The 16519-nt window shown below is 63.0% G+C and carries 14 protein-coding genes and 2 pseudogenes; 13 read left to right on the top strand and 3 right to left on the bottom strand.

Going from position 1 to position 16519, the window contains the following annotated elements; translation table 11 throughout:
- Window positions 1-371: 371 nt before the first annotated feature.
- From prpB to FUT88_RS06150, 3 genes and pseudogenes are all read right to left on the bottom strand, one after another.
- The gene (prpB, locus tag FUT88_RS06160; RefSeq protein ID WP_147214249.1) at window positions 372-1268 is read right to left on the bottom strand and encodes a methylisocitrate lyase; all 897 of its coding nucleotides are present in this window, start codon (window positions 1266-1268) and stop codon (window positions 372-374) included.
- Window positions 1269-1291: 23 nt separating this feature from the next.
- Window positions 1292-2272, bottom strand: coding sequence for an HpcH/HpaI aldolase/citrate lyase family protein (locus FUT88_RS06155; RefSeq protein ID WP_147214248.1), 981 nt, complete (start codon window positions 2270-2272; stop codon window positions 1292-1294).
- Between the two features lie 117 nt (window positions 2273-2389).
- Window positions 2390-3375 (bottom strand): annotated as a pseudogene (locus FUT88_RS06150) (malate dehydrogenase).
- A 385-nt stretch (window positions 3376-3760) separates the two neighbouring features.
- Here FUT88_RS06150 and FUT88_RS06145 point away from each other — a divergent pair.
- From FUT88_RS06145 to FUT88_RS06090, 13 genes and pseudogenes are all read left to right on the top strand, one after another.
- Entirely contained in the window at window positions 3761-4537 is a 777-nt protein-coding gene (locus FUT88_RS06145) for a GntR family transcriptional regulator (protein WP_410003869.1), read from the top strand.
- Between the two features lie 269 nt (window positions 4538-4806).
- On the top strand, window positions 4807-5217 hold the full coding sequence (gene sdhC / locus FUT88_RS06140) for a succinate dehydrogenase, cytochrome b556 subunit (protein ID WP_027681081.1): 411 nt from the start codon (window positions 4807-4809) through the stop codon (window positions 5215-5217).
- A gap of 10 nt (window positions 5218-5227) precedes the next feature.
- A complete protein-coding gene (gene sdhD, locus FUT88_RS06135) occupies window positions 5228-5593 on the top strand; it encodes a succinate dehydrogenase, hydrophobic membrane anchor protein (RefSeq protein WP_012762259.1) in 366 nt (121 codons plus the stop codon).
- 3 nt (window positions 5594-5596) lie between these two features.
- On the top strand, window positions 5597-7375 hold the full coding sequence (sdhA, locus tag FUT88_RS06130; protein WP_147214246.1) for a succinate dehydrogenase flavoprotein subunit: 1779 nt from the start codon (window positions 5597-5599) through the stop codon (window positions 7373-7375).
- Window positions 7376-7397: 22 nt separating this feature from the next.
- Window positions 7398-8099 (top strand): succinate dehydrogenase iron-sulfur subunit, encoded by a 702-nt coding sequence (locus tag FUT88_RS06125; protein WP_009241007.1) that lies wholly within the window; start codon window positions 7398-7400, stop codon window positions 8097-8099.
- A gap of 71 nt (window positions 8100-8170) precedes the next feature.
- The gene (locus FUT88_RS06120; protein WP_009241006.1) at window positions 8171-8458 is read left to right on the top strand and encodes a succinate dehydrogenase assembly factor 2; all 288 of its coding nucleotides are present in this window, start codon (window positions 8171-8173) and stop codon (window positions 8456-8458) included.
- 122 nt (window positions 8459-8580) lie between these two features.
- The gene (gene gltA / locus FUT88_RS06115) at window positions 8581-9882 is read left to right on the top strand and encodes a citrate synthase (protein ID WP_004634431.1); all 1302 of its coding nucleotides are present in this window, start codon (window positions 8581-8583) and stop codon (window positions 9880-9882) included.
- Window positions 9883-10109: 227 nt separating this feature from the next.
- Entirely contained in the window at window positions 10110-11519 is a 1410-nt protein-coding gene (leuC, locus tag FUT88_RS06110) for a 3-isopropylmalate dehydratase large subunit (RefSeq protein WP_027681083.1), read from the top strand.
- A gap of 23 nt (window positions 11520-11542) precedes the next feature.
- Window positions 11543-12193, top strand: a complete 651-nt coding sequence (gene leuD / locus FUT88_RS06105) for a 3-isopropylmalate dehydratase small subunit (RefSeq protein ID WP_027681084.1) — start codon at window positions 11543-11545, stop codon at window positions 12191-12193.
- A 28-nt stretch (window positions 12194-12221) separates the two neighbouring features.
- Complete coding sequence (leuB, locus tag FUT88_RS06100; RefSeq protein WP_147214245.1) at window positions 12222-13292, top strand: 3-isopropylmalate dehydrogenase; 1071 nt, start codon at window positions 12222-12224, stop codon at window positions 13290-13292.
- A gap of 80 nt (window positions 13293-13372) precedes the next feature.
- A complete protein-coding gene (locus FUT88_RS26090) occupies window positions 13373-13549 on the top strand; it encodes a hypothetical protein (RefSeq protein ID WP_155954077.1) in 177 nt (58 codons plus the stop codon).
- Between the two features lie 82 nt (window positions 13550-13631).
- A complete protein-coding gene (asd, locus tag FUT88_RS06095; protein ID WP_147214244.1) occupies window positions 13632-14735 on the top strand; it encodes an aspartate-semialdehyde dehydrogenase in 1104 nt (367 codons plus the stop codon).
- A 388-nt stretch (window positions 14736-15123) separates the two neighbouring features.
- Window positions 15124-16519, top strand: a pseudogene (locus tag FUT88_RS06090) (FimV family protein); the annotation flags it as partial.

Raw genomic sequence — 16519 nt, 5'->3', positions numbered from 1 at the left:
TTCTTGGCCGGAGCCTTCTTGGCAGCCGGCTTGGCCGGGGCCTGGGCGGTTGCATATTGCGATGCAGCCAGCGAAAGAACGCCAGCACAGGCGCCCACGATGAATTTGTTCATAGGGTTTCCTTCGGTAAGACAGAGTGGGGGAGGCGGCTGCCAGGCCACGGAATGCCACGGCATTTCGCACACCGGCCGGTATTTTGACCGATTTGGACGCCGTGCCCAACGTTCTGTTACATGCTCGCCCGACCGCTACGCCAAACGGGGGTGTCGCGCCAGCATCGGCACCGTTTTCCGGGTTGTTTCCGGGGCAAGTTATCCCGCAGTCTTGTCTTCCGTTCTCCTTGTTTGCGTTGGGATGGATGGGGGAGTGGCTCAACCGCGGTTCTGTGCGAACAGCGCGTCCAGCTTGGCTTCGTAGTCGTGGTAACCGATGCTGTCGTAGAGTTCCATGCGCGTCTGCATGGTATCGACGACGTTCCGTTGCGTGCCATCGCGGCGAATGGCTGCGTACACGTTCTCCGCAGCCTTGTTCATCGCGCGGAATGCCGACAGCGGATACAGGATCATCGACACCCCGGCGGAGGCCAGTTCGTCGCGCGTGAACAGCGGCGTCTGGCCAAATTCGGTGATGTTGGCCAGCACCGGCACCTTCACCGCGTCGACGAACTTGCGGTACATCGACAGTTCCGTCATCGCCTCGGGAAAGATCGCGTCCGCGCCGGCTTCCACGCAGGCCACGGCGCGTTCCAAGGCGCGGTCGAACCCTTCGACGGCAAGCGCATCGGTGCGGGCCATGACGACAAAGTCGGCGTCGGTGCGGGCATCGACGGCGGCCTTGATGCGATCGACCATCTCGTCCCTCGAGACGATTTCTTTGTTGGGCCGATGGCCGCAGCGCTTGGCGCCGACCTGGTCTTCGATGTGCATGGCCGCGGCGCCAAACTTGATGAGCGACTTGGTCGTGCGCGCCACATTGAAGGCGGAAGCGCCGAAGCCCGTGTCGACGTCCACCAGCAGCGGCACGTCACACACATCGGTGATGCGGCGGACGTCGGTCAGCACGTCGTCCAGGCCAGATATGCCGAGGTCAGGCAGGCCCAGCGAGCCTGCTGCCACGCCGCCGCCTGACAGGTAGATGGCGCGATAGCCGGCGCGCTTGGCCAGCAGCGCGTGGTTGGCGTTGATGGTGCCGACGATCTGCAGCGGCGATTCTTCGACCAGCGCCTGGCGGAAGCGGGCGCTTGCGCTGGTTTGGGTGTTTGCCGTCATGGCGAATCTCCTTTCTACGGTTGTCACGCGAAGAACCGCGCGACGGCGTCGGCCGGCATCTCCACGCCGGTGGTATGCGCACGTTGCAGCACGGCCCACCAATAGCGATAGCTCGCGCGGTCATGCAGCCGGCCTTCGTGCTGGATCGGGCCCCACGAGGCATCCTGCGCAGCCGCAAGAATGGCGCCCGCGTGTGTCACTTCTTCGTGCGATGGGCGGAATGCGGAAACGATCGGCGCGATCTGGTCGGGATGGATGCTCCACTTGCGCAGATAGCCGAACTCGTTGCGGGCACGCGCGGCATCGGCGCCGGCGCGGTCCGGGTGCTTGATATCGGTGCTGACGTTGTGCGACGGCACCTTGCCGTGCGCGTGGCACGCGGCAGAAATCTCGGCAAGCGCGCGGCGGATCAGCGGATGTTCGAACTGCTCGGGCGAGCCCATCGCCGCGCCCGGAATCGCACCGTTGTGGGCGGAAACGAAATCCATCAGGCCGAAACTCAGGCATTCGACCTGCACCAGCGAGGCGATATCGAACACCTGTGCCAGCGCGCCATGCGTTTCGATCAGCACGTGAATCGGCAGGTGCCTCGCAATGCCGGCAGCCTTGGCCGCCTGGTTGACGCGATCGGTCACGCGCGCCACTTCCACGACGTCACGTACCTTCGGCACGGTCACGTAGGCGAGGCGGCGGCCGGCAAGGCCGACCAGGATGTCGACGTCTTGCGTCCACGCATCGTGGTTCGGATCGTGGATGCGCACGCCAACGCGGTTGAAGCGGTTGTCGTCGCTGTTGATGAGTGCGGCGGCCAGTTCGGCATGCGCGCGTTCCTGGCCGACGGCGGCGCCGTCTTCGCAGTCAAACGTGATGTCGAAAACCGGGCCAAGGGTTTGTTGCAGGGCGAGCGACTTGCGCATCAGTTTTTCTGCGCCCGCGTAGTGGTCGCAGACCGGCAGCTGGGCCGGCAGGGCATCGTCCTGGAACAAAACCTCGGTGGGGTGCACGGGGTGGTATCGGTTGGGCGGCGCGGTAACGCCTGCGTTTTGTTCGAAATGCAGGTGTAAAAAAACCGGAGGGTTCGCTGCCGATCCGCTCCGGTTTCTTCTTTTAGATCATGCGGATCACAGCAGATGCTGCACGCCCGCACGCTCGCCTTCCAGCTCGTCGAGCGTGATCTTGATCTTGCCTTGGCTGTACTCGTCGATTTCCAGGCCTTCGACGATCTTGTACTTGCCGTTTTCCGTGGTGACCGGGAAGCCGAACATCACGTCCTTCGGAATGCCGTATTCGCCGTTCGACGGGATGCCCATCGTGACGATCTTGCCGTTGCTGCCGAGCACCCAGTCACGCACGTGGTCGATGGCGGCGTTGGCAGCCGAAGCAGCCGACGACAGGCCGCGCGCTTCGATGATGGCGGCGCCGCGCTTGCCAACGGTCGGCAGGAACACGTCGTTGTTCCACACCGGGTCGTTGATCATGTCCTTGACGCTCTTGCCGTCGATCGTGGCGTAGCGGTAGTCGGCGTACATCGTCGGGCTGTGGTTGCCCCACACGAACAGCTTTTCGATGCTCGACACCGGCTTGCCGGTCTTGGCGGCGATCTGCGACAGGGCGCGGTTGTGGTCCAGGCGCAGCATGGCGGTGAAGTTCTCGCGCGGCAGGTCCGGCGCGACTTCATGGCGATGTAGGCGTTGGTGTTGGCCGGGTTGCCGACCACCAGCACCTTGACGTTGCGCGAGGCAACGGCGTTCAGTGCCTTGCCTTGCGCCGTGAAGATCTGGGCGTTGGCCGACAGCAGGTCTGCACGTTCCATGCCCGGACCGCGGGGGCGGGCGCCCACCAGCAGGGCCACGTCGACGTCCTTGAACGCGGTCATCGGGTCGGAGTGGGCTTCCATGCCGGCCAGCAGCGGGAAGGCGCAGTCTTCGATCTCCATCATCACGCCCTTGAGCGCCTTCTGGGCCTTCTCATCGGGGATTTCCAGCAGTTGCAGGATGACGGGTTGATCCTTGCCCAGCATTTCGCCGGCAGCGATGCGGAACAGCAGGGCGTAACCGATCTGTCCAGCAGCGCCGGTCACTGCGACGCGCATGGGTGCTTTTGCCATGAGAACTCTCCAAACGGTAGTGAAAGCGGATCGCACTGCGTGCGGCGCGCATCCCGGCGGGATGTCGGTGCAGCCTCGCAGGCATTGCCGGCAACGGTCGGCGCCTCGTGGGCGGTCGGCTCAGAATCGGCAAGAGCCTCGCAGTTTACTGCGTCCGCATGACGATGTGGAAACACACGTGCGATTGACCTTGGCGTCGTCGTGGCGTGTGTGTGGGCCGTCGCCCGGAACAGGCGCGAGTGTAGGTCGGGCCTCGCCGGAAAGTCAATGAATCTTCTGTCTTATATAAGACATAAGACATTCTATAAACGGGCTGGACGCCTTTGTCGCTTTTGTGGTGAAATCGGCGGTTATGTCGAGCACACCAAGCCCTCTATCCGCTGCGATGCCGCCTTCAAGCGGCGAAGGCGGCGCATCGCCCGCTTCTGCGGGCGGCGCGGGCGGCTCTCCCACGTTCAGTCCGCTGTATCAGCAGATCAAGACGCTGATCCTGCAAAGCTTGCAGGCGGGCGAGTGGAAGCCCGGCGAGATGATTCCCAGCGAAATGGAATTGGCCGCCCGCTACAAGGTCAGCCAGGGGACCGTGCGCAAGGCGATCGACGAATTGGCAGCCGAAAACCTCGTCGCGCGGCGCCAGGGCAAGGGCACCTTCGTGACCACGCATTACGAAGAAGGCGTGCAATTCCGCTTCTTACGTCTGATGCCGGAGCAGGGCGAGCAGCATTACCCGAGCAGCCGCGTACTGGAGTGCAAGCGCATGCGGGCGCCGGCCGAGATCGCCAGGCTGCTCGAACTGAAGGCCGGCGACAGCGTCGTGCAGATCCGCCGCATCCTGTTCTTTTCGGGCGAGCCGACGGTGCTGGAGGAGATCTGGCTGCCGGGGGCGAGCTTCAAGGGCCTCACGGCCGAAAAGCTGACGGAGTGGAAGGGGCCGATGTACGCGTTCTTCGAGGCGGAGTTCGGCGTGCGCATGTTGCGTGCCACGGAGCGCATCCGCGCTGTGGCAGCGGACGCCGCCACGGCCGAGTTGCTGTCAGTGGCGGTTGCCTCGCCGCTGCTCTCGGTGGAGCGCGTCTCGCACACGTTCGGCGACAAGCCGGTGGAAATACGCCGTGGCCTGTACGTCACGACGCGGCATTACTACCAGAACGAGCTGAGTTGACGGTGCGTCCTCAGGCGCGATTCGTGCGGCTGAGCCAACTCAATGGCGTTTCACCTTGTGCGTCGCGCAACACCGCATTGCGCGTCATGAGGCAAGGTAAAGAGGACAATCTGCCCCCGTATCACGCCGCTGGCAGGCGAGGGCACGAAGCACAAAAGTGGAGCGCGTCGCATGGAATTATTGGTGCGCTGCGCAACAAAAGCGCGCTAGAATCTCGCGGATTTGTGCAAAGCTGTTTTGTTTGTTGATTAGCCAATTGGGGTCTGACCATGGCAGAAGCCATCAAGAAAGCCAGGCCGGTCTACAGGAACATCGGTTTGGGCGATATCGCCCGCTACCGCTTGCCCTGGGCCGGTAAGGTGTCCATCCTGCACCGTGCCAGCGGTGCGCTGATGTTCCTTCTTCTTCCGTTCGTGCTGTACTTGTTCGAGCAAAGTCTCACGTCGGAAATCAGTTTCGCCAAATTCTCGGCGCTTCTGTCCAACGGCTTCGCCAAGGTTGTCGTCCTCGCGCTCATCTGGGCTTATCTGCACCATTTCTGCGCAGGCATCCGTTACCTGATCCTCGATCTGCATATCGGCATCGACAAGACCTCGGCTTCCAAGTCGGCTGTGAGCGTCCTCATCGTCAGCCTGCTGCTGACGGTCGTGTTCGGCGCCAAGCTGTTCGGCCTGTTCTGAGGAGTCCCTGATGGCAAATAACAATATCGGTCCCAAGCGCCTCGTTGTCGGCGCGCACTACGGCCTGAAGGACTTCCTCGCGCAGCGCGTCACCGCCGTGATCATGGCGGTCTACACGATCGTGTTGCTGGCTGCATTCCTGCTCTCGAAAGACACGTCGTACCAAAGCTGGGCCGGCCTGTTCTCGAACCAGTGGATGAAGATGCTGACGTTCCTGGCGTTCGTGTCGCTCACGTATCACGCCTGGATCGGTGTCCGCGATATCTGGATGGACTACGTGAAGCCCGTGGCAGTGCGTTTGACGCTGCAAGTGTTGACGATTCTGTGGCTCGTCGGTTGTGCGGGCTACGCAGCTCAGATTCTCTGGAGGGTTTAAGACATGGTCGCAGTCAAGACTGGGCTGCCGCGCCGCAAATTCGACGTCGTGATCGTCGGTGCGGGCGGTTCGGGCATGCGCGCATCGCTGCAGCTGGCAGAAGCCGGCCTCTCCGTGGCCGTGCTATCCAAGGTTTTTCCCACCCGCTCGCACACCGTCGCGGCGCAGGGGGGTATCGGTGCTTCGCTGGGCAACATGAGCGAAGACAACTGGCACTATCACTTCTACGACACCGTCAAGGGTTCCGACTGGCTCGGCGACCAGGACGCGATCGAATTCATGTGCCGCCAGGCGCCGAACGTGGTCTATGAACTGGAACACTTCGGCATGCCGTTCGACCGCAACGCCGACGGCACCATCTACCAGCGTCCGTTTGGCGGTCACACGTCGAACTATGGCGAGAAGCCGGTGCAGCGTGCCTGCGCCGCGGCCGACCGTACCGGCCACGCACTGCTGCACACGCTGTATCAGCGTAACGTGCGGGCCAAGACCCACTTCTTCGTCGAATGGATGGCGCTGGATCTGATCCGCGATCAGGACGGCGACGTTCTGGGCGTGACGGCGCTCGAAATGGAAACCGGCGAGGTCTACATCCTCGAAGCCAAGACGACGCTGTTCGCCACGGGCGGTGCAGGCCGGATTTACGCAGCTTCCACCAACGCCTTCATCAACACCGGTGACGGCCTGGGCATGGCAGCGCGCGCAGGCGTCCCGCTGGAAGACATGGAGTTCTGGCAGTTCCACCCGACCGGCGTGGCCGGCGCGGGGGTGCTGATCACGGAAGGCGTGCGCGGCGAAGGCGGCATCCTGCGTAACAAGGATGGCGAGCGCTTCATGGAGCGCTATGCCCCGACGCTGAAGGATCTGGCGCCGCGTGACTTCGTGTCGCGCTCGATGGACCAGGAAATCAAGGAAGGCCGCGGCTGCGGCCCGAACGGCGACTACGTGCTGCTCGACCTGACCCACGTCGGCGCCGAGACCATCATGAAGCGTCTGCCGTCGATTCGCGAGATTGGCCTGAAGTTCGCCAACGTCGACGCCATCAAGGAACCGATTCCGGTGGTGCCGACCATCCACTACCAGATGGGTGGCATCCCGACGAACTATCACGGCCAGGTCGTGGTGCCGAAAAACGGCAACCCGAACGAGGTCATCAACGGCTTCTACGCGATCGGCGAATGCTCGTGCGTGTCGGTGCACGGCGCCAACCGCCTGGGCACGAACTCGCTGCTCGACCTGGTGGTGTTCGGCCGTTCGGCGGGCAACCACATCATTGCGCAGAACCTGAAGAACCGCGAGCACAAGCCGCTGCCGGCCGATGCTGCAGACCGCGCGCTGTCGCGCCTCGCCAAGCTCGATTCGTCCAGCTCGGGTGAATACGCGCAGGACGTCGCCAACGACATCCGCCGCAACATGCAGTCGCACGCTGGCGTGTTCCGTACGCAGAAGCTGATGGATGAAGGCGTCGAGCGCATCATGGAAGTGGCCGAGCGCGCTGGCAACATCCACCTGAAGGACAAGTCCAAGGTGTTCAACACCGCGCGCGTCGAAGCGCTGGAAGTGGCCAACCTGGTGGAAGTGGCAAAGGCGACGATGGTGTCGGCCGCCGCCCGCAAGGAATCGCGTGGTGCCCATGCCCACAGCGACTTCCCGAACCGCGACGACGAAAACTGGATGAAGCACTCGCTGTGGTACAGCGAAGGCAACCGCCTCGACTACAAGCCCGTGCAGTTGAAGCCGCTGTCGGTGGAATCGGTGCCGCCCAAGGCGCGTACGTTCTAACGGATAAGAAGGGCCCACAAAAATGAAGCGTATTTTTGAAGTCTATCGCTACGATCCGGACAAGGACGCAGCACCCCGCATGCAGACCTACGAGGTCGAACTCGACGGTCACGAGCGCATGCTGCTCGACGCGCTGGTCAAGCTGAAGAAGCTGGACGAGTCGATCGCGTTCCGTCGTTCGTGCCGTGAAGGCGTGTGCGGCTCCGACGCCATGAACATCAACGGCAAGAATGGTCTGGCCTGCCTGACCAACATGCGTGAGCTGCCCGAGAAGATCGTGCTGCGTCCGCTGCCGGGGCTGCCCGTGGTGCGCGACCTCATCGTCGACATGACGCAGTTCTTCAACCAGTACCACTCGATCAAGCCGTACCTGATCAACGACGAGCCGCCGCCGGAGAAGGAGCGTCTGCAGTCGCCGGAAGAGCGTGAAGAGCTTGACGGCCTGTACGAGTGCATTCTGTGCGCAAGCTGTTCGACGTCGTGCCCGTCGTTCTGGTGGAACCCGGACAAGTTCGTCGGCCCGGCCGGTCTGCTGCAGGCGTATCGTTTCATCGCTGACAGCCGCGACCAGGCCACCAGCGAGCGTCTGGACAATCTGGAAGATCCGTACCGCCTGTTCCGCTGCCACACCATCATGAATTGCGTCGATGTGTGCCCGAAGGGTCTGAACCCGACCAAGGCCATCGGCAAGATCAAGGAATTGATGGTGCGTCGCGCGGTGTAAGGCGCGAGTCAGGGCACTTTGGCATTGTGTGTCGCCGGAGCGGTTTCTCCGGCGACGCATTTTTAGGAAGTATGGTTGCTGTGAACACTCCGACGTTCTCCCATCAGTCCGATCCGCACAAGCGTGCCCGTTTGCGCTGGCGTGCCCGACGCGGCCTGCTTGAGAACGACATCATCGTCGAGCGCTTCTTCAACCGCTACGAGACGGAACTGTCGGACGACGACGTTGCCGCACTCTCGCAGTTGTTCGAGTTGCCCGACAACGACCTGATGGATCTCCTGCTTGCACGCAAGGAGCCGGAGGGCGAACTCGACGTGCCCCACATTCAGCACGTCCTGACCTTGCTGCGCTCGGTCTAAGCCGGCGCGCGAGAGGTTGCCGCAAGACGAATCGGTCCAGCCGCCCCCGGCCGGCGCCCCTTGATCCGTCTGGCGGGAGTCTCCCGACTTCATTTTTATAAACAGCAGAGAAGGAAACCGACATGACGCCGTCCGAAGTGAAAGCCACCCTATCGTTTTCCGATGGCTCGCCCAGCGTCGAGCTGCCGATCTACAAGGGCACGGTTGGCCCGGACGTGATCGACATTCGCAAGCTGTACGGTCAGACGGGCAAGTTCACGTACGACCCCGGCTTCATGTCGACCGCGTCGTGCAATTCCAAGATCACCTACATCGATGGTGACAAGGGTGAGCTGCTGTACCGCGGCTACGCCATCGACGATCTGGCCAGCAAGTGCGATTTCATGGAAATCTGCTACCTGCTGCTGAAGGGCGAGCTGCCCAACGCCAAGCAGAAGGAAGAGTTCAACCATGTGGTGACGAATCACACCATGGTCCACGAGCAGATGCAGTTCTTCCTGCGCGGTTTCCGTCGTGACGCCCATCCGATGGCCGTGCTGACGGGCCTGGTCGGTGCCATGAGCGCGTTCTATCCGGACGCTGCCAACATCAATGACCCGCGCGAGCGTGAAATCTCGCAGATTCGCCTGATCGCCAAGCTGCCGACGCTGGTGGCCATGGCATACAAGTACAACATCGGCCAGCCTCTCATTTATCCGCAGAACAACCTGTCGTACACGGGTAACTTCATGCGCATGATGTTTGCCACGCCGTGTGAAGACTACAAGGTGAACCCGGTGCTGGAGAAGGCACTGGACCGCATCTTCATCCTGCACGCAGACCACGAGCAGAACGCCTCCACGTCGACGGTGCGTCTGGCGGGCTCGTCGGGCACCAACCCGATCGCTGCCATCGCTGCCGGTATCGCCTGCCTCTGGGGCCCGGCGCACGGCGGCGCGAACGAAGCTGCGCTGAACATGCTGGAAGAAATCGGTACCGTAGACAAGGTGCCCGAGTTCATCAAGCAGGTGAAGGACAAGAACAGCGGCGTGCGCCTGATGGGCTTCGGCCACCGCGTGTACAAGAACTATGACCCGCGCGCCAAGCTGATGCGCGAAACCTGCCACGAAGTGCTGAACGAGCTGGGCCTGCATAACGACCCGCTGTTCAAGCTGGCGATGGAGCTGGAAAAGATCGCCCTGGAAGACGAATACTTCGTCAGCCGCAAGCTGTACCCGAACGTCGACTTCTACTCGGGCATCGTGCAACGCGCGCTGGGCATCCCGACCTCGATGTTCACCTGTATCTTCGCGCTGGCCCGCTCGGTGGGCTGGATTTCGCAATGGGAAGAGATGATCACCGATCCGGAATACAAGATCGGCCGTCCGCGCCAGCTGTTCAACGGCGCCGCTACCCGCGAAGTGCCGTCGATCGACAAGCGTTAAGCCAAGGCTGTTCGCCTTGCAGAAACCCCGCCCGGGAAACCGGCGGGGTTTTTTGTTGGGCGCCGCTTGAGGGCCGGGAAAGGGCCTTCGCGAAATGGCGAAACCCCCTTTCGCCAGTCACGTCCGGTGCCCAATGCACCGGGTGGCATAATCGATCACTCCCCACGAAACAGCTCGCGCAGCGGCCCTGAATTTCCAAGATGGGCACGTTGTGTACGGATCGCATCATGGCCAAGACGCTCTACGACAAACTTTGGGACGATCACGTCGTTCATACCGAAGAAGACGGCACGACCGTCCTCTACATTGATCGTCAACTGCTGCACGAAGTGACGAGCCCGCAGGCGTTCGAGGGCCTGAAGATGGCCGAGCGTCCTGTGTGGCGCATCAGCGCCAACCTGGCCGTGTCGGATCACAACGTGCCGACCACCGACCGCTCGCACGGCATTGCCGACCCGGTTTCCAAGCTGCAGGTCGACACGCTCGATGCCAACTGCGACAGCTACGGCATCACGCAATTCAAGATGAACGACAAGCGTCAGGGCATCGTGCACGTGATCGGGCCGGAGCAGGGCGCGACGCTGCCGGGCATGACCGTGGTCTGCGGCGATTCGCACACCAGCACGCACGGCGCATTTGGCGCGCTCGCGCACGGCATCGGCACGTCGGAAGTGGAGCATGTGTTGGCCACGCAAACGCTGCTCGCCAAGAAGAGCAAGAACATGCTCGTGAAGGTGGAGGGCACGCTGCCGCGTGGCTGCACGGCCAAGGACATCGTGCTCGCCATCATCGGCAAGATCGGTACGGCCGGCGGCACGGGCTACGCCATGGAGTTCGGCGGCTCTGCCATTCGCGCGCTGTCGATGGAAGGCCGCATGACGGTGTGCAACATGGCGATCGAGGCAGGCGCCCGCGCCGGCATGGTCGCCGTGGACGATGTCACGCTGGAGTACGTCAAGGGCCGCCCGTTCGCGCCGCAAGGCGTGGAATGGGAGCAGGCCGTCGCCTACTGGCGCACGCTGCACTCCGACGAGGGGGCGCACTTCGATCAGGTGGTCGAGCTGCGCGCGGAAGAGATTCGCCCGCAGGTGAGCTGGGGCACGTCGCCGGAAATGGTGGTCAGCATTGAAGACCGCGTGCCGGATCCCGACAAAGAGAAAGACCCGAACAAGCGCAATGCCATGGAGCGCGCGCTCGAATACATGGGCCTGCAGCCGAACGTTGCCATCAGCGATATCAACATCGACAAGGTCTTCATCGGCTCGTGCACCAACAGCCGGATCGAAGACATGCGCGCCGCAGCGTGGGTCGTGCAGAAGCTGGGCAAACGCATTGCGTCGAACGTGAAGCTGGCGATGGTCGTGCCGGGCTCGGGCCTCGTGAAGGAGCAGGCCGAGCGCGAAGGGCTCGACAAGATTTTCAAGGCGGCAGGTTTCGAGTGGCGCGAGCCGGGCTGCTCGATGTGTCTCGCCATGAACGCGGACCGCCTCGAGCCGGGCGAGCGCTGCGCGTCCACGTCCAACCGCAACTTCGAAGGCCGTCAGGGCGCGGGTGGCCGCACCCATCTGGTCAGCCCGGCGATGGCTGCCGCAGCCGCGCTGGAAGGCCACTTCGTCGACGTGCGCAAGCTCGCTTGAGCGGCAGGATAGAGAGAGCAATCATGGAACAATTCACCATCCACACCGGCCTCGTGGCCCCGCTCGACCGCGAGAACGTCGACACCGACGCGATCATTCCGAAGCAGTTCCTCAAGTCGATCAAGCGCACCGGCTTCGGCCCGAACCTGTTCGACGAGTGGCGCTACAAGGACGTGGGCGAGCCTGGCCAGGACAACAGCAAGCGACCGCTGAATCCGGACTTCGTGCTGAACCAGCCGCGTTACAAGGGCGCCTCGGTGTTGCTGGCGCGCAAGAACTTCGGCTGCGGCAGCTCGCGTGAGCACGCACCGTGGGCGCTGCAGCAGTACGGCTTCCGCGCCATCATCGCGCCGAGCTTTGCCGACATCTTCTTCAACAACTGCTTCAAGAACGGCCTGCTGCCGATCGTGCTGACGGAGTCGCAAGTCGACCATCTGTTCAACGAGACGCAAGCCTTTACGGGCTACCAGCTGACCGTCGACCTGGACAAGCAGGTCGTCGTCACGCCGGGCGGTACGGCCTATCCGTTCGACATCACGGCGTTCCGCAAATACTGCCTGCTCAACGGCTTCGACGACATCGGCCTGACCTTGCGCTACGCCGACCAGATCAAGGCTTACGAAGCGCAGCGCCTGGCCAAGATGCCGTGGCTCGCCCACAAGCTCGTCGGCTGAGCGGATACAGAACAACAAGGACAACCACATGACCAAGATTGCAGTGTTGCCGGGTGACGGCATTGGCAAGGAAATCGTCGCCGAGGCCGTGAAGGTGCTCAAGGTGCTGGGCGAGCCGTTCGAGATGGAATTCGCCCCGGTGGGCGGCGCGGGCTACGAGGCCAAGGGTCATCCCCTGCCGGAAGACACGCTCAAGCTCGCCAAGGAAGCCGACGCGATCCTGTTCGGCGCCGTGGGCGACTGGAAGTACGACACGCTGGCGCGCGAACTGCGCCCGGAGCAGGCCATTCTGGGCCTGCGCAAGCACCTGCAGCTGTTCGCCAATTTCCGCCCGGCTATCTGCTACCCCGAGTTGACCGGCGCGTCGAGCCTCAAACCGGAAATCGTCGCCGGTCTGGACATCCTGATCGTGCGTGAGCTGAACGGCGACATTTACTTCGGTCAACCGCGCGGTGTGCGTGCGGCACCCGATGGCCTGTTCGCTGGCGCTCGCGAAGGTTTCGACACCATGCGCTACGCCGAGCCGGAAATCCGCCGCATTGCGCACGTCGCCTTCCAGGCTGCCGCCAAGCGCGGCAAGAAGCTGTGCAGCGTCGACAAGGCCAACGTGCTCGAGACGTTCCAGTTCTGGAAGGACATCGTCACCGACGTGCACAAGGAGTATCCGGAAGTCGAGCTGTCGCACATGTACGTCGACAACGCGGCCATGCAGCTCGTGAAGGCGCCGAAGAACTTCGACGTGATCGTCACCGGCAACATGTTCGGCGACATTCTGTCGGACGAGGCGGCCATGTTGACCGGCTCGATCGGCATGCTGCCGTCGGCGTCGCTCGACGCGAACAACAAAGGCTTGTATGAGCCGTCGCACGGCTCCGCGCCCGACATCGCGGGCAAGGGCATTGCCAACCCGCTCGCGACGATCCTGTCCGCCGCGATGATGCTGCGCTACTCGCTGAACAAGGCCGAGCAGGCCGATCGCATCGAAAATGCCGTCAAGAAGGTGCTCGCCCAGGGCTATCGCACGGGTGACATCCTGACGCCGGGTTGCAAGCAGGTCGGTACGGTGGAGATGGGCGACGCGGTGGTCGCTGCCCTGTAAACGAAACGTGCGTTGCGGTGCCGTCACATCCGGCGCCGCAATCGTCGTTTTTTCGGTGGACACATGTTGCAGGGCATTGTGTGGCCGCCAAATCGTGTATATTTTTGCAGATGATCTCGATCGCGCTCCCCGTCCTCGTACTGGGCATTCTGGGCACCCTGGCTATCGCCGCCAAGGGCACCGCCGCGCGCGCTCGCATGACGCCTGTCGAGATTCGCACGACCACCAAAATCATTACCAAAAAAACGATCTCGTAGATCGTCCGTCGTGCCCGTTCGCCTTCCCCGCGCGGTCACGCCGGGCGACCGAGGCGGGGAAAATCACTAGAGGTTCACAATCATGAAGGTAGGTCTCGTCGGTTGGCGCGGCATGGTCGGCAGCGTGCTGATGCAGCGCATGCAGGAAGAAAAGGATTTCGACCTGATCGACACCGTGTTTTTCAGCACCAGCAACGCTGGCGGCAAGGCACCCGCATTCGCCAAGACGGATGCGCCTCTGGCCGACGCCAACGACATCGAAGCACTGAAGGCCTGCGACACGATCATCACGTGCCAGGGCGGTGACTACACGACCGAAGTCTTCCCGAAGCTGCGCGCTGCAGGCTGGAACGGCTACTGGATCGACGCCGCCTCGACGCTGCGCATGGAAGACGACGCCGTGATCGTGCTGGACCCCGTCAACCTGTCGCTCATCAAGAATGCGGTGGCGGCTGGCACAAAGAACTTCATCGGCGGCAACTGCACCAACTCCATCTTGCTGATGGGCGTGGGCGGCCTGTTCCGCGAAGATCTGGTCGAATGGGTCAGCTCGATGACCTACCAGGCGGCTTCGGGCGGTGGTGCGAACCACATGCGCGAACTGCTCAAGGGCATGGGCGTGATCCACGGCGCCGTGGCCGATGAGCTGGCCAATCCGGCTTCCGCCATCCTGGACATCGACCGCAAGGTTGCCAAGACGATCCGCGAAGACGTGCCGACGGAGTTTTTCCCGGCGCCGCTGGCCGGTGGCCTGATCCCGTGGATCGACAAGCAGCTCGACAACGGCCAGTCGAAGGAAGAGTGGAAGGGCCAAGCCGAGGTCAACAAGATCCTGGGCACGGCGCAGACGATTCCGGTCGATGGCCTGTGCGTGCGGATCGGCGCAATGCGCTGCCACAGCCTGGGGCTGACGCTCAAGCTCAAGCGCGACCTGCCGCTCGAAGAGATCGAACAGATCATCCGCTCGGGCAATCCTTGGGTGAAGTGGGTTCCGAACGATCGCAGCATCACCGAGAAGGAGCTGACGCCGGCTTCCATTACCGGTGGCCTGCAAATCGGCGTCGGCCGCGTGCGCAAGCTGAACATGGGGCCGGAGTATGTCAGCGCCTTCGTGATCGGTGATCAGCTCCTGTGGGGCGCTGCCGAGCCGCTGCGCCGTACGCTCCGTATCCTGCTGGGCAAGTGATTCAGGCTTTGCTTTCGTTATCGGGCCGTGCATCTGAGGCCGTCGTTGCGGCCTGACAACAGAAAGTGTGCTTTTTCAACCAACGCCGCGCGGCCTGCGCGGCGTTGTGCCATCTGGATGCCCACGGCTTGTAACGTTGGTACACAATAGCGGCCGGAACGCCGTCCGCCCATTCGTGGGGTGGACGGAGCACGGGGAAGGGTTAGCGCCACATGAAGCACGCGCATTCCGGGGGGTACGTCGGGTGCTTCAGAATCTCGCCAATTGTGTCGTTTTCATAAAAAATTGACGGCGGTTCTTATCCAGCATTTCACGTTTTGGGTGAACTTGCTGCGCTAACTCGTTGATGTTAAGTTCGTTTGCACATTAAAAGATAACGGAGTCGAAGGTGAGGGTGAGCCAATACCGCCGGAGAGAATCGTCCCATCGCAGTCCTCGCTGGTCGGCCGTCGCGTTTGCTGCGGCGAGCCTGCTGCTGATTCAGCCCGCTGCGCAAGCGGCCGGTTTCGGCGCGCTGCATGTGCGTTCCAGCCTCGGCCAGCCGCTGCAGGCCGAAATCGATCTGACCGGCGTGACGCCCGAAGAGGCGCAAAACCTGGTCGCCAAGCTGGCTGCACCGGATGCCTATTCGCGTGCCGGGCTGACCTATAACCCGATCGTCTCCTCGCTGCGTGCCTCGTTGGAACGCCAGTCGAACGGCAATTACGTGGTGCGCCTGCGCTCGACGCAGCCCGTCGCAGAGCCGTTCGTCGATGTTCTGGTTGACCTGAACTGGGCGAGCGGCCACGTTTCGCGCGCCTATACGTTCCTGCTGGACCCGGTCGGCTCCAGCAATACCGCACAGAATTTCGCGCCGACGCCGGTTGTGCAGGCCACGACGCCTGGCGCGGCAGAACCGGCACCGTCTGCTTCGACTGCTCAACCGCAAGCGGCGGCCCCGGCTGCCGCCTCCCCGGCACCGACGCGGCAGCCCCGTGCTGCTCGTCAGGCGCACGTCCGCAGCAAGCGGCACCTGCTGCCGCCGCGCCGGATGCTACGCCGGGTGGTTCGTATACGGTGCAGCGCGGCGATAGCCTGTACGACGTGGCATCGACGGCCGCGCAAGGCCAGGACGCCGTTTCGCTCGACCAGATGCTGTTGGCGCTGTATCGCAACAATCCCAACGCTTTCATTGGCGGCAACATCAACCGTCTGCGTACCGGCTCGGTACTGAAGGTGCCGTCGCAGGCCGAAGCGCAGAAAACGCCGGCGCGTGAAGCGCGCCGCGAAGTCATTGCGCAGACGTCCGGCTTTGGCGGGTATCGCAATCGCCTCGCCACAGCGGCTGAAGCCAACGCCGCCACGGATACCGACTCCGCCCGCCAGCAGAGCGGCAGCGTGTCGGCCCGCGTGCAGGATCAAGCCACGCCGGCTGCCAGCGGCCGCGACGAACTGCGTCTCTCCAAGGCAGACCGTACCGGCAAGGCGGGTGCGGCAGCTGCCCGCGATGAGGAACTCGTCGCCAAGGAGCGTGCGCTCAAGGAAATGGAATCGCGCGTTGCGCAGTTGGAGAAGAATCTCTCCGACATGCAGCGCCTGGTCGAATTGAAGAACGCCGAGCTGGCCAAGGCGGCCAGCGCCGCCAAGCCTGCCGCTGGTGCTGCCCCGTCGACGGCCGCGCCTGCAGTGGCCGCAGCCAATGCCCCGGCACCCGCACCGGCCGCTGCTGCTTCGTCAGCGCCGGCTCCTGCTGCCGCTGCACCTGCAGAAACGGCCGCTGCTGCATCGGCTTCCTCCGCGACGGC

The sequence above is a fragment of the Ralstonia sp. TCR112 genome (assembly GCF_007997035.1).
Taxonomy (GTDB): Bacteria; Pseudomonadota; Gammaproteobacteria; order Burkholderiales; family Burkholderiaceae; genus Ralstonia; species Ralstonia edaphi.
The sequence above is the reverse complement of the archived record's forward strand: the minus strand, read 5'-3'. Positions and strand labels throughout refer to the sequence as shown.

What these genes read in the sequence shown, in the direction of transcription:
- sdhC (WP_027681081.1), top strand. Translation starts at nt 4,807, where the DNA reads ATGGCAGAAGCCATCAAGAAAGCCAGGCCGGTCTACAGGAACATCGGT.
- sdhA (WP_147214246.1), top strand. Translation starts at nt 5,597, where the DNA reads ATGGTCGCAGTCAAGACTGGGCTGCCGCGCCGCAAATTCGACGTCGTG.
- gltA (WP_004634431.1), top strand. Translation starts at nt 8,581, where the DNA reads ATGACGCCGTCCGAAGTGAAAGCCACCCTATCGTTTTCCGATGGCTCG.
- FUT88_RS06120 (WP_009241006.1), top strand. Translation starts at nt 8,171, where the DNA reads ATGGTTGCTGTGAACACTCCGACGTTCTCCCATCAGTCCGATCCGCAC.
- leuB (WP_147214245.1), top strand. Translation starts at nt 12,222, where the DNA reads ATGACCAAGATTGCAGTGTTGCCGGGTGACGGCATTGGCAAGGAAATC.
- prpB (WP_147214249.1), bottom strand. Translation starts at nt 1,268, where the DNA reads ATGACGGCAAACACCCAAACCAGCGCAAGCGCCCGCTTCCGCCAGGCG.
- asd (WP_147214244.1), top strand. Translation starts at nt 13,632, where the DNA reads ATGAAGGTAGGTCTCGTCGGTTGGCGCGGCATGGTCGGCAGCGTGCTG.
- FUT88_RS06125 (WP_009241007.1), top strand. Translation starts at nt 7,398, where the DNA reads ATGAAGCGTATTTTTGAAGTCTATCGCTACGATCCGGACAAGGACGCA.
- leuC (WP_027681083.1), top strand. Translation starts at nt 10,110, where the DNA reads ATGGCCAAGACGCTCTACGACAAACTTTGGGACGATCACGTCGTTCAT.
- FUT88_RS06145 (WP_410003869.1), top strand. Translation starts at nt 3,761, where the DNA reads ATGCCGCCTTCAAGCGGCGAAGGCGGCGCATCGCCCGCTTCTGCGGGC.
- leuD (WP_027681084.1), top strand. Translation starts at nt 11,543, where the DNA reads ATGGAACAATTCACCATCCACACCGGCCTCGTGGCCCCGCTCGACCGC.
- sdhD (WP_012762259.1), top strand. Translation starts at nt 5,228, where the DNA reads ATGGCAAATAACAATATCGGTCCCAAGCGCCTCGTTGTCGGCGCGCAC.